25 protein-coding genes are annotated in these 21,330 nt (G+C 53.7%); 18 read left to right on the top strand and 7 right to left on the bottom strand.

The genetic code is table 11. The annotated features are described in order from the left end of the window. The first annotated feature begins 116 nt into the window (after positions 1 to 116). The 5 genes from KI379_RS07125 to KI379_RS07145 all read left to right on the top strand — a co-directional run bounded on the left by KI379_RS07125 (position 117) and on the right by KI379_RS07145 (position 4,561). Entirely contained in the window at positions 117 to 545 is a 429-nt protein-coding gene (locus KI379_RS07125) for a GNAT family N-acetyltransferase (protein WP_089546505.1), read from the top strand. Positions 546 to 725: 180 nt separating this feature from the next. Then, on the top strand, positions 726 to 1,241 hold the full coding sequence (locus KI379_RS07130; protein ID WP_212983181.1) for a sigma-70 family RNA polymerase sigma factor: 516 nt from the start codon (positions 726 to 728) through the stop codon (positions 1,239 to 1,241). After that, on the top strand, positions 1,210 to 1,563 hold the full coding sequence (locus KI379_RS07135) for a hypothetical protein (protein WP_212983182.1): 354 nt from the start codon (positions 1,210 to 1,212) through the stop codon (positions 1,561 to 1,563). The genes KI379_RS07130 and KI379_RS07135 overlap by 32 nt, the downstream gene beginning before the upstream one ends. Beyond that, positions 1,547 to 3,805: a carboxypeptidase-like regulatory domain-containing protein gene (locus KI379_RS07140; RefSeq protein WP_212983183.1), complete on the top strand. Its 2,259-nt coding sequence runs from the start codon at positions 1,547 to 1,549 to the stop codon at positions 3,803 to 3,805. Before KI379_RS07135 ends, KI379_RS07140 begins: the two co-directional genes overlap by 17 nt. Positions 3,806 to 3,925: 120 nt before the next feature. Beyond that, complete coding sequence (locus tag KI379_RS07145) at positions 3,926 to 4,561, top strand: GDSL-type esterase/lipase family protein (protein ID WP_212983184.1); 636 nt, start codon at positions 3,926 to 3,928, stop codon at positions 4,559 to 4,561. Positions 4,562 to 4,627: 66 nt separating this feature from the next. Here KI379_RS07145 and KI379_RS07150 read toward each other — a convergent pair whose 3' ends face one another. The 3 genes from KI379_RS07150 to KI379_RS07160 form a co-directional block, all read right to left on the bottom strand. After that, positions 4,628 to 5,296, bottom strand: coding sequence for a tetratricopeptide repeat protein (locus tag KI379_RS07150; protein ID WP_076168368.1), 669 nt, complete (start codon positions 5,294 to 5,296; stop codon positions 4,628 to 4,630). A 45-nt stretch (positions 5,297 to 5,341) separates the two neighbouring features. Beyond that, positions 5,342 to 7,327 (bottom strand): GTP-binding protein, encoded by a 1,986-nt coding sequence (locus tag KI379_RS07155; protein WP_212983185.1) that lies wholly within the window; start codon positions 7,325 to 7,327, stop codon positions 5,342 to 5,344. Positions 7,328 to 7,441: 114 nt separating this feature from the next. Continuing rightward, entirely contained in the window at positions 7,442 to 7,867 is a 426-nt protein-coding gene (locus KI379_RS07160; protein WP_212983186.1) for a hypothetical protein, read from the bottom strand. Between the two features lie 237 nt (positions 7,868 to 8,104). Here KI379_RS07160 and KI379_RS07165 point away from each other — a divergent pair, with 237 nt between their 5' ends. The 7 genes from KI379_RS07165 to KI379_RS07195 all read left to right on the top strand — a co-directional run bounded on the left by KI379_RS07165 (position 8,105) and on the right by KI379_RS07195 (position 13,293). Then, the gene (locus KI379_RS07165) at positions 8,105 to 9,775 is read left to right on the top strand and encodes a glycoside hydrolase family 13 protein (RefSeq protein WP_212983187.1); all 1,671 of its coding nucleotides are present in this window, start codon (positions 8,105 to 8,107) and stop codon (positions 9,773 to 9,775) included. A 220-nt stretch (positions 9,776 to 9,995) separates the two neighbouring features. After that, a complete protein-coding gene (locus tag KI379_RS07170) occupies positions 9,996 to 10,586 on the top strand; it encodes an HD domain-containing protein (RefSeq protein ID WP_212983188.1) in 591 nt (196 codons plus the stop codon). 129 nt (positions 10,587 to 10,715) lie between these two features. Then, positions 10,716 to 11,369: an SGNH/GDSL hydrolase family protein gene (locus KI379_RS07175; protein ID WP_076168351.1), complete on the top strand. Its 654-nt coding sequence runs from the start codon at positions 10,716 to 10,718 to the stop codon at positions 11,367 to 11,369. Positions 11,370 to 11,423: 54 nt separating this feature from the next. After that, the gene (locus tag KI379_RS07180; protein WP_089546511.1) at positions 11,424 to 11,672 is read left to right on the top strand and encodes a helix-turn-helix domain-containing protein; all 249 of its coding nucleotides are present in this window, start codon (positions 11,424 to 11,426) and stop codon (positions 11,670 to 11,672) included. A gap of 185 nt (positions 11,673 to 11,857) precedes the next feature. After that, positions 11,858 to 12,670, top strand: a complete 813-nt coding sequence (locus KI379_RS07185; RefSeq protein ID WP_212983189.1) for a glycoside hydrolase family 25 protein — start codon at positions 11,858 to 11,860, stop codon at positions 12,668 to 12,670. A gap of 124 nt (positions 12,671 to 12,794) precedes the next feature. Beyond that, on the top strand, positions 12,795 to 12,908 hold the full coding sequence (locus tag KI379_RS07190; RefSeq protein ID WP_192714767.1) for a sporulation protein YjcZ: 114 nt from the start codon (positions 12,795 to 12,797) through the stop codon (positions 12,906 to 12,908). Positions 12,909 to 13,053: 145 nt separating this feature from the next. Beyond that, positions 13,054 to 13,293, top strand: coding sequence for a hypothetical protein (locus KI379_RS07195; RefSeq protein WP_212984810.1), 240 nt, complete (start codon positions 13,054 to 13,056; stop codon positions 13,291 to 13,293). Positions 13,294 to 13,521: 228 nt separating this feature from the next. On the opposite strand, the gene KI379_RS07200 is transcribed toward KI379_RS07195, so the two are convergent. Continuing rightward, positions 13,522 to 13,848 carry an SPW repeat protein gene (locus KI379_RS07200; RefSeq protein WP_076168342.1) on the bottom strand — a complete coding sequence of 109 codons (327 nt, stop codon included), beginning with the start codon at positions 13,846 to 13,848 and terminating at the stop codon, positions 13,522 to 13,524. A gap of 110 nt (positions 13,849 to 13,958) precedes the next feature. Next, positions 13,959 to 14,192 carry a hypothetical protein gene (locus tag KI379_RS07205; protein WP_076168339.1) on the bottom strand — a complete coding sequence of 78 codons (234 nt, stop codon included), beginning with the start codon at positions 14,190 to 14,192 and terminating at the stop codon, positions 13,959 to 13,961. 498 nt (positions 14,193 to 14,690) lie between these two features. On the opposite strand from KI379_RS07205, the gene KI379_RS07210 reads away from it, so the two are divergent. The 3 genes from KI379_RS07210 (at position 14,691) to coaD (ending at position 16,605) form a co-directional block, all read left to right on the top strand. Further along, positions 14,691 to 15,014 carry a WGxxGxxG family protein gene (locus KI379_RS07210; protein WP_244169200.1) on the top strand — a complete coding sequence of 108 codons (324 nt, stop codon included), beginning with the start codon at positions 14,691 to 14,693 and terminating at the stop codon, positions 15,012 to 15,014. 498 nt (positions 15,015 to 15,512) lie between these two features. After that, the gene (gene rsmD, locus KI379_RS07215; protein WP_212983190.1) at positions 15,513 to 16,127 is read left to right on the top strand and encodes a 16S rRNA (guanine(966)-N(2))-methyltransferase RsmD; all 615 of its coding nucleotides are present in this window, start codon (positions 15,513 to 15,515) and stop codon (positions 16,125 to 16,127) included. Beyond that, a complete protein-coding gene (gene coaD / locus KI379_RS07220; protein WP_076168267.1) occupies positions 16,111 to 16,605 on the top strand; it encodes a pantetheine-phosphate adenylyltransferase in 495 nt (164 codons plus the stop codon). Before rsmD ends, coaD begins: the two co-directional genes overlap by 17 nt. Here coaD and KI379_RS07225 read toward each other — a convergent pair. Further along, positions 16,602 to 17,834 (bottom strand): nucleoside recognition domain-containing protein, encoded by a 1,233-nt coding sequence (locus KI379_RS07225; protein ID WP_212983191.1) that lies wholly within the window; start codon positions 17,832 to 17,834, stop codon positions 16,602 to 16,604. The genes coaD and KI379_RS07225 overlap by 4 nt on opposite strands. A gap of 102 nt (positions 17,835 to 17,936) precedes the next feature. Here KI379_RS07225 and KI379_RS07230 point away from each other — a divergent pair, with 102 nt between their 5' ends. After that, positions 17,937 to 18,977, top strand: coding sequence for a SepM family pheromone-processing serine protease (locus tag KI379_RS07230; RefSeq protein ID WP_212984634.1), 1,041 nt, complete (start codon positions 17,937 to 17,939; stop codon positions 18,975 to 18,977). On the opposite strand, the gene KI379_RS07235 is transcribed toward KI379_RS07230, so the two are convergent. Further along, positions 18,967 to 20,199 carry a nucleotidyltransferase gene (locus KI379_RS07235; RefSeq protein ID WP_212983192.1) on the bottom strand — a complete coding sequence of 411 codons (1,233 nt, stop codon included), beginning with the start codon at positions 20,197 to 20,199 and terminating at the stop codon, positions 18,967 to 18,969. The genes KI379_RS07230 and KI379_RS07235 overlap by 11 nt on opposite strands. Positions 20,200 to 20,375: 176 nt before the next feature. Between KI379_RS07235 and KI379_RS07240 the strand changes: the two genes are divergently transcribed. Both KI379_RS07240 and rpmF read left to right on the top strand, forming a co-directional pair. Beyond that, on the top strand, positions 20,376 to 20,885 hold the full coding sequence (locus tag KI379_RS07240; protein WP_076168259.1) for a YceD family protein: 510 nt from the start codon (positions 20,376 to 20,378) through the stop codon (positions 20,883 to 20,885). A 62-nt stretch (positions 20,886 to 20,947) separates the two neighbouring features. Then, positions 20,948 to 21,121, top strand: a complete 174-nt coding sequence (rpmF, locus tag KI379_RS07245) for a 50S ribosomal protein L32 (RefSeq protein ID WP_036645943.1) — start codon at positions 20,948 to 20,950, stop codon at positions 21,119 to 21,121. The last annotated feature ends 209 nt before the right edge of the window (positions 21,122 to 21,330 follow it).

A 21,330-nucleotide genomic window follows, 5' to 3' on the forward strand; every position in this document is an offset into this window, starting at 1 on the left:
CCTGCAGATTCGGTCCGGTTGAAATTTACGCGCAGACAAGGTACAGTAACGAAACAGAATTCTTTTTGCCATGATAGGGCAGAGCAGTGAATGTGAATTTACAGGAGGCAGAACCTATGCTGTTAAATATCAAAAATTACATACGCAAGCCGGAGACGATGGAGCTCATCTCCTATGCGGTTTTTCCCGATGACCGGTCGATTGAGCAGGCGATCCAGCAGTACGAGGCCAACGACGCCTGGCAGCTGTACGGTTTTGAAGACGGGGAACTTCTAGTCGGGTTGATCGGTTTTGAAAAGATGGATGATACCTTGCTGATCCGCCATATTTCGGTCATTCCGGAAAACCGCGGGCTCGGATACGGAAGGGGCATGATCCTGGAAGTGCTGACGCAGGAAAAGCCCGCCAGGGTCGTAGCGGAGACGGATGAGGAGGCGGTCGACTTTTACCGCAGCATCGGATTTGAGGTGCACAGCCTGGGCGAACTGTTCCCGGGTGTGGAGCGTTTCCGCTGCGTTTACGAAGCCGAAGAGGATGAGGAATAAAACGGCAAATCAGATGAAAATAACGAGAGCCGGTTCCGGAAAGGGACCGGTTTTTTGGCGTTTTTCCTTTTTTTGCAACCTGAATGGTTTTGGGTGCATCTTTATAGTAGAGGGGAGGTAGCCGTACTGGACGTAATCGGGAGACTGAAGCAAAAAGATGAGGCGGCACTTCAATGGATTATGCGTCAATTCGGTGACGAGCTGTTGCGAACGGCGTTTCTTCTGCTCCGTGACAGGTATGATGCCGAGGAAGCGGTCCAGGACAGTTTTATTCAAGCCTTTCGGCATATCGAACAGCTTCAGGATGAGAGCAAGCTTAGGAACTGGCTGATCCGCATTGTTGTAAACAGATGCAGAATGAAGCAGCGTGCCTGGTCGTGGAGACGGTTCTTGCCCTCGCCGCGGATGGAGGAAATGATGGGAGGATTTCCTACCCCCGGCCCGGAAGAGAAGCTCCTGACGAAGTGGAGGAACGAGGTTCTGAGCCAAGCCATTCATAGGCTGAAATACATCTACCGCGAAAGCATTACGCTTTACTATTTTAATGAGATGAGCGTGTCCGACATTGCCGGTTACCTACAGCTTAGCGAGAACACCGTCAAGGCTCGATTGGCCCGCGGACGCCAACAATTGCAGCAGATGCTGGAACAGGAGGAGCAGGAGCTTGATGCGAGAAACAGAACAGCTTTTGATTAAACGGACTTTGGAGCAGGAGCTATCCGAAATTCGGTTTACCCAAGCTGCGGAAGTACTGAGAGCAACCCATCCACGGAACTGGAGAGACCGGGTGCGGGCTTTTTTGAACAAAGAACTGGAACTGCCGCTTGTGCCGCTGGGGACAGCCTCATTGTTCTTTCTGGCTGCGTTGTTCGTATACCATTTGGCCGAGCAGCCGAAAACTCATCCTGGCGGGCCACAGCAGCATCTTCGTGAATTGATTGAAGAAGGCGGAAGCTATTATTGGAAAGACGAATATGAGCGGAAGGTGAATAGGCTTGAAGGTGACCATCAAAGTTAAGCATTTGATTTTGTCCGCTGTTGTCTTTCTCCTGCTCGTATCTGGATCTCTGGTCGCCCTTTCCCGTCAAAGCCCGCCGTCTCAAAACACTGATCAGGCGGCGGGGAGCAGCTGGAGCAAGCAGGAGGTTTTCAAGCGGATTCGGGAATCGGAGGATGAACAGAAGTGGACATATATTCGCAATTACCTGATCGGCAGGGAGGGAGCCGAGCTAACAAACAGCTACGACATATATGTCGGGCCGGGAACATCGGAATGGAGCTCGGTAACGGATGAGGGACAGGGGCAGCTGCCCCCCATCACGTTGAAGGAAAAATTCCCCTATTTGGAGGCTTATGTAGAATCGGGACCCGCTGATTTTCATTTGGCTGGAGCGGCGTTGCTTCTTTCGTACTATTACGAAGGAGCGGGGCAATGGAAAAAAACGATCGAGCTGCTGGAACGTACCGAAGAACGGCTGCCTGCTTCACAATTGTATGCCGCTCAGAAGGTGAAAATAAGAATGGCCGAGGTCGCGGGAAACCATGGAGACATGGATCTTTTTCGTCAGATCAGCGCCGATTTATCCCGCGAGCTTAAACAAAATCCAGACACTCGCATCTTGGAGAAGTTCAGCTGGCTTCAGACCAGATATCTGGGCGGAAACGAAAACATTCAGCAATATTTGAAAGCACTAAAAAAATGGGAAGGATCCCTGGTCGATGGAAGCGGAAAACAACCAACGTTGATCTTGGAGCAGCCCGCTCTGCTGAAACAGGGATTGCAAAAGCTTGCTGACTCAAGATCGGATCGGCTGCCTGAAGTATCCGGTACGCTGAAGAGAAGCGACGGTTCACCGATCGCCTATGCTGGCGTTTATTTGCGGACGAAGGATAGCGTGCATGGAAGCCTCCAGTCGGACGAACCTTACCAAACGATGACCAACGGGAAGGGAGAATATACGATCAAAGGGGTGCTTCCAGGAAGCTACCAGCTGTATTTGGGGCTTGAATTGGACCAGATCAGCGGGTGGACTTGGCCTGCGGAATCCAATGAATGGATTCGTGTTGGACTTCAGGATGTAATCCGGGATGCCGTTTTACAGCCGCTACTGGAATTGGATTTTCCTGTTAACCAGACGACGGTCCGCGAAGATCGGATCACCTTTGCATGGGAGCCTGTACCGAGGGCCGCTTATTACGATGTATACCTCGGAGTGCAGATTCATTCAGGTTCGTTCAGCCAGCCGGTGAAGACGAAGGTTGACACAACCCGAACAACGATAAAGACCGAGGAACTCTATCATCTGCTAAGCGGTATTACATCCTATTCAGATCAGGACGGGAAGATGATCACGGATCCGCTGTCCCTGCTCGGGTTCTCCAATCCGGAGAACCGCTTCTTCTGGACCGTGAATGCATATGACAAAGATGGCCATCTGCTCACCCGAAGTGACGGGTATCGCGTCGGAAACGACAAAATCGGAAACCTGCCATTCTTTTATCTGAAGGAGAGAGAATTGACACTGGCGGACCGCACACTCCTGGCAGGGAATCTGGATGAGGCCATGAAACAATATGAGCAGTCATACAAGGACGATCCGGCCGATACGCACAGCCTTCATATGCTGATCGTGATGATCGATGCACAAATATCCGAACACCGATCCAACGGATCGGATTCCTTCGACCGAGAAAACGCCGAAAAACAGCAAGAGACTTATTTGAAGGAAATGGTTCTGCTTCATCCGACCTTCGGATATTTGTCGAGACTGACAGACTATTACTATAAGAAAAAGGATTGGCAGGCCTACAATGCCTATTACAAACTTTATGAAAAAGTGGCGGCGGGAGACCCATGGGATGTTGATCTGTCGACCCATGCGATGGCCTTGATGAGACAGGGGAAGCTGAAGGACGCGGAGGCATTATTGGTTCAATCGATGGAGGATGATCCCTCGCATCGAAGGGTCGGACAGTACCTTTCCCTGATTCTGTACCGGGAATATTCCTTTAAAACGGCTAGGCAGCTAGCCGGTTCGTACCCTGACCTAGCTTCAAACGAGTCAAACGATTGGGAGCGCATGGTGGAGAGTATGGAAGAAGAGGCAGCTTCCAATGCTGATTATGACAAAGCTATACACAAGTATCTTGGATGGTACCTTCAGGATCAGCAGGAACTGTTGGACGCATGGCTGCGAAAAAGGGATCCATCGTACCTGGCTCTGAGGGCATTTATTCAAGCCCTTCAGAACAGCGAGTGAAATATTCGGAGTCCCTTCTCCCTGAAAATCAAAAATCCCGCGCATGGTCCCGTTTCGCTCCCGGGCCCGGATACATATACTGCAGTAAGCAGCTTATGAGTCAGAAGGGGGGCGAAGGCTTTGGTGTATTCATACACTGCGATAGGGGATTCATTGACCGTCGGTTTTGGAGCCTTGCCGGGAAACGGTTTTGTTCCAGTGTATCGGGGGATGGCGGAGCAGCATGTAAGAGCTTTTGTATCTTATGAAAATTTTGGCGTAAACGGGTTGACGACGTCAGGCTTGTATGAGCACATCTCCAGAAATGGGGCGATGCGGCAGGCGATCAAGCAGGCGGAGATCATTACGATTTCAATTGGCGGCAACGATCTGATTCGGGCGGCCAAAAGCGCACCGTTCGGCTCGAAGGCTTCCCAGCATTTCAACCAAGCGCTGAGCCAGTGCAAAACGAATGTGTCGGGAATTCTTCGCACGATCAACCAATTAAAAGGCGGGGGCCAGGGCCCTTACATTATTCGCGCCGTAGGCTTGTACAACCCGTACCCGCAGGTTGAAGAGGCGGGTTACTGGGTACAGCAGTATAACCGTTTTTTAAACGGATACGTCGGCGGAAACCTGGGGGTGGCCAACATTTACGGTTCCTTTCAGGGAAGGGAAAGGGAACTGCTGTCGCTTGACCATCTGCATCCCAACGGCAGGGGGTACCGAGTGATTGCGGAACAGCTTAACGGGTTGGGGTACCGGCCTTTGGCCTAAAGCAGCCCGGCACCAAAAAACAGACCCGGCAATCGGGTCTGTTTTTTTGCTGCTCCGGCCCCGCACTCACTTGCGAAGCATGCTGAGGACGGCCCACTTTCGTTCCTGGCGCTTTTTGTACTTGGGCAGCGCCCGGTACAGATCGATCGATTCCTGGAACGCCGCTTTGGCTTCCTGGGTCCGGCCAAGGGATTTGTACATCATCCCGAGCAGGTAGTAGCCTTCACAGGAGGAGGACTGGATCTGCTGGAATTCCTGCACGTAGCTCACGGCCTTGGCCTGGTCGGTGCTCTTATAAATATCCGCCAGCCTCAGATAAGGGCGGCCGTATTTGACGCGGGGGTTCAGCTCAAGCGCGCGCAAGATGTGCTGCTCACCCTCCTGGATACGCCCAAGCTTGAGCTTGACGGTACCGATGTCATCCCAATATTCGGCGGAATCCTCGGACTGGGTTTCGATGGATTCCAGCAGGCGTAGCGCCTCAGGATACTTTTTCCGTTCGATCAGCAGGCGGGCGAGCTCGTGCTTGGAGGAGACATCGCTGGGGCTCATCGTCACGTGGGCTCTCAGCTTGGATATCCGGTTCATCCGTTTAAAGGGCTTGGTCACGCTCGGAAAAATGCCCACAAATTTTCTGTCCAGCAAGTAGACGATGATCAGCAGGACAAGGATGGCCAGGAAGGGGTTTCCGAGCAGCCGGGCCAGTATGAAAAACAGGGCGATTTTAATAAACATAAAGCCTCCTTATGAAAAACGCCGGGCCAGGCTGCAGCGAGCAGCCTATTGGCTCGACAGTGCGCTTCGTACGCTTAAAATGTATTTCGATTGATCCAGCGGATTGACGCCCCGTCTCTGGCGGGCGGCATTGGTTTCCGGCGGGGCTTCCTGATATCCGGCAAAAGAGGAAGCCATCACGCCGCGGCCGCCGGTCATGGACCGCAGCTTCACCGGAAATTCGAGCGAAGTCGCCGCCGGAATGATGCCTTCGACTATAAAGCGTCCGTGCAGGATGGAAGGCGGCTCAAATTCCGCGCGCATCTGCACCAGGTCGCTGAGGATTTTGCCCCCGTATTCCTCAGGGGTGGTGATGCGGAACCGAAGCATCGGCTCCAGCAGGGTCGTGCCCGTCGCGGCCAAGCCGTTCATGATGCCCATCGGCGTGGCGACGACAAAATCGAGCGGGTGCGTATGCCATACATGATGCTCTCCTTCAACGAGGGTTACCCTGAGGTCGGTGACCTCCCAACCCAGCAGCCCCTGCTGCAGGGCCTCCGGCACGCGCCGCTCCACCTCGTTCTGGTAGCTCGTCAGCAGATCTTCGCTCCGTACCTGGGCGCTGTATACGAGGCCGCTCCCGCGGGGGAGCGGTTCGATCGTGAACCGGAGCACGGCCCAGCACGGCTTGGGCATCGTATAGGCGATAAAGCCTTCACCGGATTGGCTCGGCGTTTCCTTATAAATTACGGAAGGCTGGCCAAACCGGACCTTCAGGCCGAAACGGCTCTCCAGCTGGCTGGACAAAATTTCGAGCTGGATGGAGCCCATCACTTTAAGATGGAGCTCCCGCTCGCTAGGAAGCCACTGCAGATCAAGCAGCGGATCCTCGTCGGTGAGCTCCTGTAGCGCCTCTACCAAGTCCTGATAGCGCGCTTTTTCCTCGGGCTGCACCTGAACGGTTAGCAGCGGTACGGCGATGGAAGGGGAAGGGGGGATGAGCTCGCTGCTGCCCAGTATATCGCCGATCTTGGATTGGGACAGGCCGTATACCGCGGCGATATCTCCGGCATGAAGCTCTCCCAAATCTGCGAATTTGCGCCCGTCCATTTTCCGGATTTGGGTTACCTTTTCCTGAACGTCCTGCGTCAGATTACGGACGGCGTCTCTGTTTCTCAGAGTGCCATTATAGAGCCGGACGTAGGCGGCGCGTCCCATCGTTTTGTCCCGTTCGATTTTGAACACGACGCCCGACAGCTCTCCTTCATTATCGCCGGTTGGCCCGGGCAAATATGTTGCGGCATGATCAAGCAGCTCCCGGATGCCGATGCCCCTCTGTGATGAGCCGAAGAGGACGGGGAATAACCGGCCCAGACGGGTCAGCCGGGCGAGCATACTCCGCAGCTCTTCCGGTGCAACCGGCTCCCCTTCGATAACCCGCAAAAGCAGCTCTTCATCCACATCTGCGCAGGCCTCCACCAACTGTACGTACTCCGGACGTTCAAGCTCCCCATCCTTGGCGGGGTCCAGAATGGAATGCATGCCGGCAAAGTCCTCTGCTTCACCTATCGGAATTTGAAGCGGGACGGCGTGAGGAGAGAGGAGCCGTTTGATTTCATCCAGGACGGAAGCGGCGGACACGCCGGTCCGGTCCATTTTGTTCACGTAAATTAACGTCGGGATGTTTAAGGATCGGAGCGCATGCCACACCGTTTCCGTCTGGGATTGAACGCCTTCGGCCGCGGAAACGATGAGGATGGCCCCATCCATAACGCGCATTGACCGCTCCACCTCGGATAGAAAATCGACGTGGCCCGGCGTGTCGATGACGTTGATATGTATGCCTTTCCAATGGAGCGTGGTCGCGGCGGCACGCACGGAGATGCCCCGCTCCCGCTCGACTTCGAGCGAATCGGTCAGCGCCGTTCCTTGATCCACGCTGCCCAATGTGCGGATCGTGCCGCTCTCAAAGAGCATATGCTCGGTCGTGGTCGTTTTACCTGCGTCGATATGGGCAAAAATGCCGATGTTTCTCGTTTCTTTGGTCGTCATAGCGCTGATGCCACCCCGTATGCTTCGGATTATAGTGACTCTATTATAGCATGGGGGAACGATCCGCAGCCCTTTTCGCGCGAATTCAAGGACTCCGAAAGATTGCAAAACGTTTTATTTTTTCGAGAGTTGAAAAGTGAATTTCCATACGGCCTGGTTTCCCGAATATCGGCCCCGGTTCTCCGTGACCGTCACTTTCATCTCCACCAGCTGGGTTTTCTTTGTCAGCGTGCTGACTTTAATCGATTTCTGAGCTTTGCCTTCGTCCGGGATCTTGTCCTGTTCTTCGGCGTAGGCGTACAGGTTGATCGAACTCACGTTTTTGACGGTGACGGAACTGCCCTCCTCCACTTCCTTACCATTCACAGAAGCCGTGTAATACCACTCATTGCCAACATGCTCGTTCTTAACCAACTGAACGCTCACCAGTTTGACATTCCAGCCGGAAGCGGATGCAGCCAAGGCAGGTGTAGCGCCGACAACCACGATCAACAGAACGGCAGTGATCCATAAGCCTAATTTTTTGATGAATGAATCCATTGTGTACCGCCTTTCGCTCTAGTCCATATAGAACTTCTTTTAATAAGGTAGACCCCTATCGTACTATAACCCCTTTTGTTAAATTGTTCCATATGCAATTTGGGAAATCAGCGGATAACGGTTTACACGCTGTTTCGTTATAGGCCGCCCTGGTTGGGGTAAGCATAAAAGGATGGAATTCTGCTGCCGCGAGTATGGCATTGGCGGTGTATATGCAAAATGGGAGGAATGTCGAATATGGAACGCACGTGGTGGAAAGAAGCCGTCGTGTATCAGATCTATCCCCGCAGCTTTAAAGACAGTGACGGCAACGGGGTCGGCGATATTCAAGGGATCGTGTCGAAGCTGGACTATTTGCAGGAGCTCGGGGTAGACGTCATCTGGCTCTCTCCGGTCTACAAGTCGCCGAATGACGATAACGGTTACGATATCAGCGATTACTTCGAGATCATGGACGAATTCGGCACGATGCAGGATTGGACGCAGCTGCTGGACGGCTTGCACGAACGCGGAATGAAGCTGCTTATGGATCTGGTCGTCAATCATACCTCGGATGAGCATGCCTGGTTTGCGGAGTCCCGCTCATCCCGGGACAACCCATACCGCGACTATTATATCTGGCGCCCAGGTAAAGGCGGGAATATGCCGCCGAACAACTGGAGGTCCTTTTTCAGCGGGTCGGCCTGGAAGTATGATGACACGACCGGAGAATACTATTTACATCTGTTTTCAAAGAAACAGCCCGACCTGAACTGGGACAATCCGAAGCTCAGGCAGTCGGTGTACGAGATGATGACCTTTTGGCTGGATAAAGGCGTGGATGGCTTCCGCATGGACGTCATCAACCTGATTTCCAAAGTTCCGGGACTTCCAGACGACGGGGAGGACGGACTTGGAGACGGCAGCCCTTATTTTATGAACGGCCCGTATGTGCATGACTATTTGCGGGAGATGAACGAGCAGGTGCTGTCGAAATACGATGTGATGACGGTTGGAGAGACACCGGGCGTATCGGTGGAAGAAGCTCTGAAATATACCGGAGCGGACAGGAAAGAGCTGCAAATGGTGTTTCAATTTGAGCATATGGACGTCGATGCGGGCGACGGCGACAAATGGACCGTTGTCCCATGGACGCTGCAGAAGCTGTGCGGCGTGCTGCATAAATGGCAGACCGGGCTGGCGGAGGACGGGTGGAACAGCCTGTATCTCAACAATCATGACCAGCCGCGGATGGTGTCGAGATTCGGCAATGACGGTGAATACCGGGTTCCATCGGCTAAAATGCTCGCTACGCTGCTGCACACCCTTAAAGGCACGCCTTACATTTATCAGGGTGAGGAGCTCGGCATGACGAACATCCAATTTTCCAGCATTGAAGATTACCGGGATATTGAAATTTTGAACATGTACGAGGAGCGGGTCACGCAGGGGAATGCGGATCCGGGAACGATCATGGAGGCAATCCATGTCAAGGGAAGGGACAATGCGAGAACGCCGATGCAGTGGAACGCCGGGCCCAATGCGGGGTTTACGACAGGTATGCCTTGGATCCGGATTAATCCCAATTACAAGGAAATCAACGCGGAAGCGTCGATGAGCGATCCGGATTCGGTCTTCCGCTATTATCAGCGCCTGATCGCTTCGCGCAAGCAGAATCCCGTGATGGTATACGGGGATTACCAGCTCTTGCTGCAGGATCACGAGCAGATTTATGCGTATACCCGTACTTTGGGCGAGGTGATATGGCTTATCGCTTTGAATTTTTCGGAATCGGCTGCAATCCTTGAACTAGACGACAGGTACAGCGGCATGAAACGGGAGCTGATCATCGGCAACTATCCCGAGGACGGAATGGAAACCGAGCGGCTGCGCCCTTATGAGGCAAGAGTCTACCGGATGTTCACGTAATGTCCGGCTGCTCAAAGAACAGACTTCTCAATGAACAGACTTCTCAATGAACAGACTTCTCAGAACGTACTCTCGCGATGAAGGAAAGCGTCCCGGCCATGGCCGGGAACTTTTTTGTTTAGGGGAGAAAAGAAATGCCGGGAATGCCCGAATTGTGTCCGTTTTGTCATGGGCTGCTGGATATGATATGTTCGTCCTAACGTATAGGAGGTTGTTATTCATGAATGAACGTTTGAACCGGCAGATCGAATTTATCAGGGAAATCGACAAGCTGAAGACGATCTACCGCCAGTCGTACCTGATGGATAAATCCCGGCACGAAAATGATGCGGAGCACACCTGGCATATTACGCTCATGGCCTGGCTGCTCGAGGAACATCTGGATCAGCGGAAGGTAAACCTGCTCCGCGTCATGAAAATGCTCCTGGTGCACGATTTGGTTGAAATCGATGCAGGTGACACCTTCGCTTATGATGAGAAGGGCCAGGAGAGGAAATTCGAGCGGGAAATGGCCGCGGCCAAGCGGATTTTCGGGCTTCTGCCCGTCGATCAGCGTGATGAAATGCTGGCCCTGTGGCTCGAATTCGAGCAGCGGGAAACCCTGGAATCGCGCTATGCGGCGGCCATGGACCGGATTCAGCCATTGCTTCACAATTATTTTACCGGGGGAAAAGCGTGGCAGGAACACGGAGTTGCGGCAGACCGCGTCCGGGCGCGGATCGTTTTTTTGCAGGAGGACCTCCCGGACCTGTATTCGCTGGTTCAGCACTTGATCGACGACGCGGTCAAACAGGGGTATCTCCGCCCCTGATACCGAACAGAATCAGGGACTTTTCAGTATAGACGGTCCCCGCCAATGTGATAGAATGATAGTAACTGCTAAGCGAACTGCGATCTACATATTACTTGCCTGAACGCAAAAAGGAGAGGGACTAAAGCGATGAAGCTGAGCCAAAATGATACATTACTCTTTATTGGGGATTCCATTACGGATTGCGGCCGCGTCCGGCCGGTCGGGGAAGGCGGCTTCGGCCAGCTGGGCAGCGGTTACGTCGCACAAGTCGACGCGCTGCTGAGCGCGGTATACCCGCAGCTTAACATCCGGGTGCTGAATACGGGAATCAGCGGAAATACCGTCCGCCATTTGAAGGAGCGCTGGGAGAGCGACGTGCTCGACCTGAAGCCGGACTGGCTTTCGATCATGATCGGAACCAACGATGTGTGGCGCCAATTCGACCGCCCGCAGAATCCGGATCAGCATGTGTATTTGGACGAATATGAAGCGACGCTGAGGGAACTGGTACAAGCGACACGGCCGAGGCTGAAGGGGCTCGTCTTGATGACTCCATATTACCTCGATCCGAATGTGAATGACCCGATGCGGGCAACGATGGACGTCTATGGGGCCGTTGTGAAAAAGGTCGCCGAGGAATTTGACGCCATCTTTGTCGATACGCAGGCTGCTTTCGACGCGTTGTCGGAGCATGTCTACCTGTCTTCGCTCGCTACGAACTGGGACCGTGTCCACCCGGGATCCCGCGGACATATGACGCTGGCGAGGGAATTTTTGAAAGCGGTCGGCTTCAGCTGGTAAGTTAATATTGAAAAAGTTGCCCTGCCTTCCGATATATAGGTTGAGGTGATACGGATGGCCAAGAAGGGGCAAGTTTTTAGCTCATACAGCCTGGATACCAAACGGAAGGCCGTACATATGCGTCTTCAGGGGATGACCAAAAAAGAAGTGGCTGCCGCATTAGGCATCGCCGACATCGGCCGGTTAAAGGTATGGATGAGGAAATACCGCGAGCACGGGGAATCCGGGCTCATGGATCAACGAGGCCGCTCAAGGGAATCGCTGACGATCGATCGGCCTTTGGCGGAACCGGTTCAGCATTAAATTTCGGGGAAGAAGCTCTGATTTGACGGGCTTCTTCTTTTTTTCGCGGGAAGAGGCCGGGCCGGAGCACATTTTGCAAATGGGTCTGGATTGTCCAACCGTTTGTGCATTTATGACATATGGATAAAATAACCTTACAATCAGCACTATATGCCGCAAAGGTAATCCGAATGGAGGTGTTGTCAGTGCAAAGCCGGAGCGCAACCCACGCCAAAGGCATCGATGTGTCGCATTGGCAGGGCATCATCGATTGGAAGAAGGTCCGCGGCGCGGGATATTCGTTTGCCTTTCTTAAAGCGACAGAGGGATCCCGGATCGTAGACGACCGCTTCCGGGCCAACGCGCAGGACGCCAAAAACGCGGGGCTTCTTGTCGGGGCATACCATTTTACCCGTGCGGCCTCACCGGATGATGTCAAGAACGAAGTGGATCATTTCCTTCAGGTGATTGAAAGCGCCGGGGGGCTGTCCGCTTTCAAGCTGCCGTTTGTGCTGGATATCGAAACGAAGGAAGGCCAGACCAAGGCGCGGATCAGCCAGATCGTGAATACGTGGGGAACCCAATTCAAGCAGCGGACTGGTCGTACCCTGATGATCTATACGTTTCCAAGCTTTATCGATTCTTACCTGGATTCGTCGCTCGGCTCTTACCCGCTGTGGTATGCCTATTACGCCAGCGGTACGCCGGCCAACAAGGCCGGCTGGAAAGCTTGGGAATTTATCCAGTATACCAACAAGGGAAAAGTGCCGGGGATCAGCGGCGACGTTGACCTGAACGAGTATAAAGGAAGCGAGGCGGAATTAATGGCAGCATACAGCAATCCAGCGCCGAACACCAGCGAAACTGCTCCGCAGTGGAAAGAGTCGGGAAGACAATGGCTGATCGACCAGGTGGGAATCAGTCCCGACTGGAAGGCCGAAGATCCGGTTGATATCGGGACGCTGGGCAGCATTTTGCTCAAGTATACCCAGAATGTCCTGGGCAAGAAGCAATCCTGATTGGCTTAACGTACCTTTCGCGCAAAATAGGCTGTGCTCTCGCCATGAAAATTGGGTCTTTGACCAGACCATGAGGAGCGGGCTTTCATACCATAAGAGTATGAACCCGGAGGGAGGGAATGAAATGAGCGGAGTCGTTGGAGGTTATGGCTGCGGCGTAAATCCTTTCGCATCGACAGGTGCAATTTTGGTCCTCTTTATTTTGTTGGTCATCATTACCCGTTCTTTCTGGATATAACGACTACAGAAATATAGTTTGCTCACCTGTTTTCGGCGTCCTGCCGGAGACAGGTGGCTTACTTTGGATGCTATAGCCTGTACATACTTTCGGGCGTGATTCATTTTTGAGCAGCCGGGTATTTGTACTCCAAGAGGTGATGAACATGGACAAGGAGTACAAGGACCGGCAGGAGCCCGTGAATCGTGATGAAAACGAAAAACATGCACGCATGGATCATCCGGAACAGTATGCCACCGAGCGCGAAAGCCTGTTCGACCGCTATGAAAGCGAACGCAACGTGGATCCGATCCCCGTGGAGGAATTAACCGAAAATATGAAGGACGAGCAGAATAAAGAGCACACCAAAGATTCCTCCTCCAGCGAAAAGAAATATCGACCGTAACAGCCCGGCTTTCCTTACGGACAGGATCAGGAAAAGAAAAAGCGCAGGTTTCTCCCTATATGGGACAAGCCTGCGCTTTGCTATGCTCTCGGCTGCAGTCATTTGCTCATGGTGCCTGGTGTTGGCTGATCTGGCTTTTATTTTTTAGTAAGAAGAAACAAGAACTTAAGTTGATTGTAACAAGGGCTGTTCTAAGGTACGCTGATCCGCGGCTTTTCTGCTTCGGGTTTAATCTTTGGCGCCCATGGTGATCAAATTGAGAAGCACCGTTACGGCACCAAGAATAATGCTGGTCCATAATGCGCTTGTATCTACGGAATAAACGAAAGGGAATACGATGAACCAAACTCCGGCAAGAAGCGAAATCCAATTTTGCCAGGAGCCCCATCCCGAACTGGAGAACGCCCACAATGAGACGATCAGCTGAACGGCACCGATAATGACGCTGGTCCACAATGCGCCGTTATCGTCAGAGAACCCGAAAATCCAGGGAGCGATAATAAACCAAATGCCAATCAGAGCGACAATCGTGTTGTCTACGCTTCTGAGCTTCATACACACACCTCCGGTTATAAATTGCCAACATCAGGATACGTAAAAATCATATGCAAATAATTCCAGTTCATGACCTGCTGCACAAATTAACATCTGGAGTCAGTTGGATCCTAGAAAAGCGTATCCTTGCCCCGGACTCCTTCATTGGCTGAAAGGCGGGATGAAGTATTCGCCGTCATCCTGCACACTGCCATATGGTTCGCGATGGCCGCCAGGTCCCCCGCCGTGTCCTCCACCAGGGCCACCATAGCCTCCGCCACCGTGATAACCTCCATGACCTCCAATACCCGGGTAGCCTCCATGGCCGCCATGCCCGTATCCGCCGTATCCCCCGTATCCGCCAAAATAGGGATATCCGGCATAAGGATAGGGATATGGATAAGGAGAGTAGTATGGATAAGGATAATAAGGATAATAGGGATAGGGATAAGGATAGGGATAAGGATAATAGGAATAAGGGGATCCAGTAGTTAAAGACATTCTAACGCCTCCCATTTTCAACTATGGAAACAGCGTATGCCGGAAGGCGAAAATCGTGATAAGTGCCCTGTAAAAATGGGCGCATGCCCCGTAACCAAACAGACATCAAAAATTAATACTGGCATAATGCTGTTTTAATGTTTCATTCACAATTGGTTTGTATATTTATATATATAACCCCCTTTGATATATATAGTACGGAATGGACCCTGACGGCCTTGGCGCTGAGACAGGGTCATTTTTTTGCGTAAAACGGGAAATACAAAATATTCCATGGGATGAAATAGATACGGGCTGCGGACTGCATAGGTGATATCTCATTTGGGAAACTTACGATTGAAGTCTTATACCTGGAGGTGAAAATGATGAAGAAGCGTATCGCTGCAGCCCTGCTCACAGCCTGCATTTCCATGAGTGTTGCCGTACCTGCATTTGCGTATGGCAATGGTACTGGCACCGGCACTACGGGAACCACAGGAACATACAACACCAACAACACGAACGGAACCTATGGCACCAACGGTATGAACAATACTTACGGCACCTACGGTACCAACAACGGATATAACAACACGATCCGTACCAACGCAGCAAATGACAACAACGACGTGGACTGGGGATGGCTTGGACTTCTTGGCCTGCTTGGATTGATTGGACTCCGCGGCAGAAACCGCGAGCACTCCTAAGCGACTCGGTATCCCATAATCAAGCAAAAGCACCCTTGCAGATTCTGTGATCTGACGGGGTGCTTTTTTATGATCAGGAACAAACCGTACAAGTGCAGCACGTCCAGATACAAATCCTATCGGATGTTAACCAAATAAAATTGGGCGCCCCTTGCGGGACGCCCTCATGGGAGAGGAGAAACCGGACGAAGAGCTTATGGGGAAACGTAAGCTTACTCCGCGGTTGTCTACGACATTCGTTTGATGTCGATAATTTAAGCATTCCCAGGCAGAGATGTTTTATACATTGCTTTTCCAAAAAAGATGAAAAATCCCTCAAGGGCCATTTTTCAAACTTGCGGGGATTGTGGTACGATATCGTCATAATTGCGTATTCCGCAAAATTCGATATCCCTCGCGAAATTCGGGCATGATATGACGCCATAGGATGAAGAATAACGGAATACGGACAAGATCAAGTGAAACTGCGGTTTCATCGATAGAATGGGTGAAAAGCAAGTGAGAGTTGTTTCGGGAAGCGCAAAGGGCAGGCCGCTGAAGGCGGTGCCGGGCATGGGTACCCGCCCGACGACCGACAAGGTCAAGGAAGCGATTTTCAGCATGATCGGGCCTTATTTTGACGGAGGGACCGTTCTCGATTTATTTGCGGGAACCGGGGGACTGGCGATCGAGGCGCTCAGCCGGGGCATGGAACGGGCGGTGCTCGTCGACATGGACCTGAAGAGCATTGAGACGATTCGGGCGAATCTCAAGGCGACCAAGATGGAGGGACAAGCGGAAGTGTACCGGAACGATGCGGTCCGGGCGCTGAAGGCTTTGGAAAAGCGGGGGCTGGTCCTGGACGCTGTTTTTCTGGATCCGCCGTACCGGATGAAGAATGGGGACGAGCTCATGCTCCTTATGCAGGACAAGCATATGCTGCGGCAAGGCGCGGTCATTGTTCTGGAGCATGAGTCAGGCTACGAATACCCCGCCGAGTTCGGCTCGTTTACCTGCGTCCGGCATGCGGTGTACGGTGAAACGGCCGTATCGATCTATAGATACGAAGAACATACAGCGGATTCGTCCGACGACGATTCGCGGGCAGGAGGGCAAGATGAGCGAAACGAATAGCAAGCAGCGCATTGCCGTATATCCGGGCAGCTTCGATCCGGTAACCATGGGGCATCTCGACATCATCCAGCGGGCTGCGAAGCAGTTTGACGTGCTGATCGTTGCTGTACTCAACAACCGGAGCAAAAACCCGCTGTTTACGGTAGAAGAGCGGATGGATTTGATCCGGCAGGTAACCGGGCATATCCCGAATATCGAAGTGGACAGCTTCCGCGACCTGACGGCCAACTATGTGCGGCAGAAAAATGCCCAGGCTATCATGCGCGGCATTCGCTCCGTCACCGATTTTGAATACGAGATGCAGATGGCGTCGACCAATCATAAGCTGAACCCGGAGGCGGAGACCGTCTTTATGATGACGAATCCGAAGTACTCCTATCTCAGCTCAAGCATCGTCAAGGAGATCGCCGCCTATCACGGAGACGTGACGGATCTGGTTCCGCCGGAAGTGGAGAAGGCGCTGCGCAGTAAATTTTAACGCCGGACCGTTTTGGCGCGACGGGGAACCACAATCAGAAGGACGATCAAGGCGCCGAGGATGGAGGCGAGCAAGAGTCCCTGCCACTTCAGCACCTGGGGCATCAGTACCCACAGATCCTCTATCGGGCCGCGGCTGCCGCTGAACGGGCCGTTCTCGGAATAAACGGGATGAATACGGCCCAACAATGCGGCGAGCGGAGCCCAGGTCAACCATGTCAGGGCAAAGGCATACGCCCCATGAAGAATCCGGGTCCAGACCATGGGCATAAGCGGAGCCCCGGTTTTGCGGATCAGGGACATGGACTGCAGCAGGGCGCTGATGCCGCTGAATCCGAGGAGAGCAGACAGAACGGACCACTGCAGCCCCCCGGAAGCAAACGCGGCGGCACTGATGTCCCGGGCGCCCAAATGAACCTCGAAGAGGCTTGATAATGCGTAATCCGGAATCGGAAGCCGGGCGGTCGTCACCCGGCCGGCAATTTGGATGACAACGGAGAAAATAATGATGTAGCCGCCGATCATCATCAGCACCTGGACGGCATGCGTGACGGAGTCGCCAAGCAGCCGGCCGAAGCTGCGTCCGTCTTTGGCGCGGGCTTCCTCCGCCGCTTGAAGAACGCGGGCAGGCAGCGGGGCAGGCTTGCCCTCCAGCCGCTGCTGCCGAGGCTTGTCTGACGCAGGGGCGGCTCCTTTCGTTCTGATGCGCCGGTGGACGGTCAGATAGGCCAGGATGCCGGCGATCCAATGAACGGCGATCAAGCCGTAGCCCAGGGCCGGATCGTGCATCAGACCGGTGGCTACCACGACGAGAATCATCACCGGGTTGCAGAAGTGGGATAGGGCCGCGAGCTTGCCCGCTTCTTCGGCCTGAAGACTGCCCTGGGCATGAAGCTGCTGGACCGCCTGGGCACCGCCCGGAAAACCGGTGGTCAGCCCCATAGCCATGACCCATCCGCCGGTGCCGGGCAGCCGGAACAGCTTCTTCATCAGCGGCTCCAGAAAAGCGCCTAGGGCACTCACCCAGCCGTAAGCGATCAGAATTTCCGACAGGACGAGAAAAGGCAAAAGCCCGGGAAACACGATTTTCCACCATAGGTTCAGGCCTTGAAGGGAAGCCTGAAAAGCGGGGGCAGGGGAACTGACGATACCGGCCACGAGAGCTGCTGCGCACGCTCCCAGCATAAGCGTCATGGCTTTGGGAGAAGGACGCTGCGTCGTTTTTTTCATGATTTTCACCTCTTAAGAGTAAACATAGCTAGTACCCAATCTATGCGGGGAAGACAACCATAAGACCAGGGAGCAGGGATGGGAATGAAAGATGGCAACAATATGAGACGGCCGCGCAGAAGAGAGGGCTTGCGCCTTCTGCTGTACATTTTCGTGGTGGCGGTCATGGTGTACGTGTGCGTATATATGCCGACACCATACATTATTTATCAGCCGGGCAGCGCCAACGAGGTGAAGCCGATGCTGTCGATTGCCAAAGGGGATACGGAGGAGCGCGGAACCTTCATGATGACGACGGTGGCGGCAAGTTATGCCAATATCGCCATGCTCGTCATGTCGGTGTTCAACCCGAACGATGAGGTCGCCAAGAAGCAGGCGAGACTCGGGGATATGAGCGAGGATGAGTATGCGGCGGAGCAGGTCTACATGATGAGCGACTCCCAGTCCTCCGCGATGGAGGCGGCTTACCGGGAAGCCAAGGTGCCGTTCAGCATCGTTCCTGAGTATTTGTTTGTGTTCTCGACGCCGGACGATTCGGTGAACAACAAATACTTCAAGCCCGGCGACCGCATTGAGGAAGTCAACGGCAAGCCGGTCCCGGACAATACGGCGCTCGCCGGCATTCTGAAACCGATGAACGTGGGCGATGAGGTCACCGTCAAGCTGCTTCGGAGCGGCAAAACGCTGGAGCAGAAGCTGAAGCTGATTCCGATCAAGGATCAGAAAACGGGAAGCACCCGGGCCGGCCTCGGGGTCACCATAGCGACGATGCAGGCGGTCAAGACGAAGGATCCGGGCCATCAGGTCCAGTTCAAGGATACGCGGATCGGAGGGCCTTCCGCCGGCCTTATGTTCTCGATGGAAATCGTCAACCAGCTGACGCCCGGGGATCTGACCAAGGGCTACCGGGTCGCAGGCACAGGCACGATCGACAAGAACGGTACGGTCGGGGCGATCGGAGGCGTCCAGCATAAGATTGTGGCGGCGGATCGGGAGAATGCTGATATTTTCTTCGTTCCGAAAGATAACTATAACGAGGCGAAAGCCAAAGCGGATCAGATTAAAACGAAAATGAAGCTGGTTCAGGTCAATACCCTCGAGCAGGCGATGGACTATATGAACCAGCTGCAGGCTAAATCATGACCGGCGGCTGCCTATAGTCGCGGTACCAATCGTCCGGCGACGGCGCGTCGTACGCGTTCGCATATGCTGCCGCCGCCCGGAGGTCCAGGTCCAGCTGGTCATGGGAGAAGGCGGACGGCTTCATTACCACCGGTAGGGAGGCCGTCTTTTTCATCTGCTTGAGCAGAGCCTGTCCCGTCTTGTTGAATCCCAGGATCCTTAAATAGCCGGGGCCTTCCGCAAGACGCGCAGGAGCGAGCTGCTCCTTCGAGTGTCGAAGCAAAATATGCACCAGCATCCGCTGCAGCTTCGTATGGGTATAGCGCTTTGTCTTTAAGGCGGCGAGCAGGCCGGCCACATCGGCTCCCGTCAGGGCCGGCAGCAGCTTGCCCAGGCGATGCTCGAGCCCTTCCGTCACTTCGTGCAGGGCCGCGAGCTGCTCGGGAGGCGTGGTGAGCAGCAGGTGCAGAAGCGGCTGCCGGAACGATTCCCAGGTGATCGGCCCGCGTCCGGCGGCAAATTCCCGCTTCAAAATCGCGAGCGTCGTGGCCGGCACATACGGAGCCGCCTCGTCAGGGGCCGGGCCGAGCAGCATGCGGCGCACCGCGGTGGCGCTGGCTATATTCGTATGCCCAGGCACTTCATCGTGATATCCCGCGTGGATGCGCGGGATGGTGTAGGGGCGCATACGGCTGCCAAGGCGCTCGAGCGCGATCAAATAATGCAGGCCGAGCGTATGGTTCGGCTTATGGAGCAGCTGGAGAATATCCTCCTTCCAGCCGCCGCTTCCCGCCAGAGCCTCGGCGGCTGCCGCGTAGGCGGAAGGGTAGCTCATCCCCTGGCCCAAATAGTGCGCGATATGGCCTTGAAGCTCTTCGCTTTCATGCGCCAGCATGCGGGCCAGCGGCTGCAGCACTTCCAGCGTCCCGCTTTCGGTTCCGAAGCAGACGCTGTCGACGACACCGGTGGCGTTCAGCAGCGCGACGGCGCCGTAGGCAAACCATTCGGCAGGCTGAACGGCATATGCGGCCGGCAGCTCGATTACCAGGTCGGCACCCATGGCCAGCGCCATTTCGGCGCGGGCGTATTTGCTGACGAGCCCCGGCTCGCCCCGCTGCAGGAACGGCCCGCTCAGCACCGCGACGGCATGCTCGGCACCCGTCACTTCCTTGGCTCTGGTATAATGGTGGACGTGGCCGTTATGTAAAGGATTATATTCGACAATCAGGCCGACTGCGGACATGGTCTTCAGCTCCATCGTTTCATTTTGGGCACCCGTGGTTAACGGCTGTTATAAAATATATCATAAAACGAATGGCATCCAGTCACAATAAGGGGGAACGTAAGGTCAAGGTGAAACTATTGACAAAGTTCCCCGGAAATCGGTATAATAATTTTTGTTTGTTTGGAGTGATGTATATGCACTTTCAATTCAGGAAAATGGCAGCCAGCAGCGAGCCGCTGCAGCTCCGTCAGCAAGTGGATGTAAGTCCGCTGCTTAAAGGACTGGGTGACATCAAGGCCGACGGACCGCTCACAGCGGAACTTACAGCCTCGTATGTCGGTCCCGATACAGTGGATGTTCAAGGCGAGTTATCCGTACAGCTGGACATGTCCTGTTCACGCTGTCTGACACCGGTGCATGAGCATTTGGATATTCCATTCCACGAGCAGTTCAAGCTTAAGAAGCAGCCTGAGGAAGCCGAGGACGAAGAAGATGAAACCATATATGTGGACAACGAGACTGTGGAGCTCGTCCCTTACGTGGAGGAATCCTTTATCCTGAATCTTCCGATGACCGTCGTGTGCAAGGAATCCTGCAAAGGCCTGTGCCCTACGTGCGGAAGAGACTTGAACGAAGGTGCCTGCGGCTGTAACAATGAAGTGGTAGATCCACGGCTTGCAGCGCTAAAAGACTTTTTCAAATGAGCATGAATGCATTCCTCCGGGCCCTTCGGGACCCCGGTTGATTGAAATAAGGAGGTGGGAACATGGCAGTACCTCAACGGAGAACGTCCAAGACACGTCGTGACAAGCGTCGTACTCACTTTAAACTGGCAGTGCCGGGCATGGTGAAATGTGAACAATGCGGAGAATTGAAGCTTGCTCACCACGTATGCAAAGTGTGCGGAACGTATAAATCAAGAGAAATCATTTCGCAGTAATGCCAAAAACAATCAAGTAGTACTTCATCTTTGGTGAGGTGCTATTTTTTTTGTCACTTTCTTTTTGACCCGTCATGCTTTATACTACATTAGTACCAGGTTCTAATGAAAACTGTCCGGATTGATTCTTTTTTCCTGTGAATTCTATTGACGAACTTCATAGACTGTTTGTGTTCCACATTCATGGACGGACAAGACATGACAGGGAG

Origin of the sequence: Paenibacillus cineris (assembly GCF_018333335.1) — a bacterium.
In the GTDB taxonomy this organism is placed as follows: Bacteria; Bacillota; Bacilli; order Paenibacillales; family Paenibacillaceae; genus Paenibacillus_AQ; species Paenibacillus_AQ favisporus.

What these genes read in the sequence shown, in the direction of transcription:
- KI379_RS07125 (WP_089546505.1), top strand. Translation starts at nt 117, where the DNA reads ATGCTGTTAAATATCAAAAATTACATACGCAAGCCGGAGACGATGGAG.
- KI379_RS07130 (WP_212983181.1), top strand. Translation starts at nt 726, where the DNA reads ATGCGTCAATTCGGTGACGAGCTGTTGCGAACGGCGTTTCTTCTGCTC.
- KI379_RS07150 (WP_076168368.1), bottom strand. Translation starts at nt 5,296, where the DNA reads ATGTTTATTAAAATCGCCCTGTTTTTCATACTGGCCCGGCTGCTCGGA.
- KI379_RS07155 (WP_212983185.1), bottom strand. Translation starts at nt 7,327, where the DNA reads ATGACGACCAAAGAAACGAGAAACATCGGCATTTTTGCCCATATCGAC.
- KI379_RS07160 (WP_212983186.1), bottom strand. Translation starts at nt 7,867, where the DNA reads ATGGATTCATTCATCAAAAAATTAGGCTTATGGATCACTGCCGTTCTG.
- KI379_RS07165 (WP_212983187.1), top strand. Translation starts at nt 8,105, where the DNA reads ATGGAACGCACGTGGTGGAAAGAAGCCGTCGTGTATCAGATCTATCCC.
- KI379_RS07170 (WP_212983188.1), top strand. Translation starts at nt 9,996, where the DNA reads ATGAATGAACGTTTGAACCGGCAGATCGAATTTATCAGGGAAATCGAC.
- KI379_RS07175 (WP_076168351.1), top strand. Translation starts at nt 10,716, where the DNA reads ATGAAGCTGAGCCAAAATGATACATTACTCTTTATTGGGGATTCCATT.
- KI379_RS07180 (WP_089546511.1), top strand. Translation starts at nt 11,424, where the DNA reads ATGGCCAAGAAGGGGCAAGTTTTTAGCTCATACAGCCTGGATACCAAA.
- KI379_RS07190 (WP_192714767.1), top strand. Translation starts at nt 12,795, where the DNA reads ATGAGCGGAGTCGTTGGAGGTTATGGCTGCGGCGTAAATCCTTTCGCA.
- KI379_RS07195 (WP_212984810.1), top strand. Translation starts at nt 13,054, where the DNA reads ATGGACAAGGAGTACAAGGACCGGCAGGAGCCCGTGAATCGTGATGAA.
- KI379_RS07200 (WP_076168342.1), bottom strand. Translation starts at nt 13,848, where the DNA reads ATGAAGCTCAGAAGCGTAGACAACACGATTGTCGCTCTGATTGGCATT.
- KI379_RS07210 (WP_244169200.1), top strand. Translation starts at nt 14,691, where the DNA reads ATGATGAAGAAGCGTATCGCTGCAGCCCTGCTCACAGCCTGCATTTCC.
- coaD (WP_076168267.1), top strand. Translation starts at nt 16,111, where the DNA reads ATGAGCGAAACGAATAGCAAGCAGCGCATTGCCGTATATCCGGGCAGC.
- KI379_RS07225 (WP_212983191.1), bottom strand. Translation starts at nt 17,834, where the DNA reads ATGAAAAAAACGACGCAGCGTCCTTCTCCCAAAGCCATGACGCTTATG.
- KI379_RS07230 (WP_212984634.1), top strand. Translation starts at nt 17,937, where the DNA reads ATGAGACGGCCGCGCAGAAGAGAGGGCTTGCGCCTTCTGCTGTACATT.
- KI379_RS07235 (WP_212983192.1), bottom strand. Translation starts at nt 20,199, where the DNA reads ATGTCCGCAGTCGGCCTGATTGTCGAATATAATCCTTTACATAACGGC.
- KI379_RS07240 (WP_076168259.1), top strand. Translation starts at nt 20,376, where the DNA reads ATGCACTTTCAATTCAGGAAAATGGCAGCCAGCAGCGAGCCGCTGCAG.
- rpmF (WP_036645943.1), top strand. Translation starts at nt 20,948, where the DNA reads ATGGCAGTACCTCAACGGAGAACGTCCAAGACACGTCGTGACAAGCGT.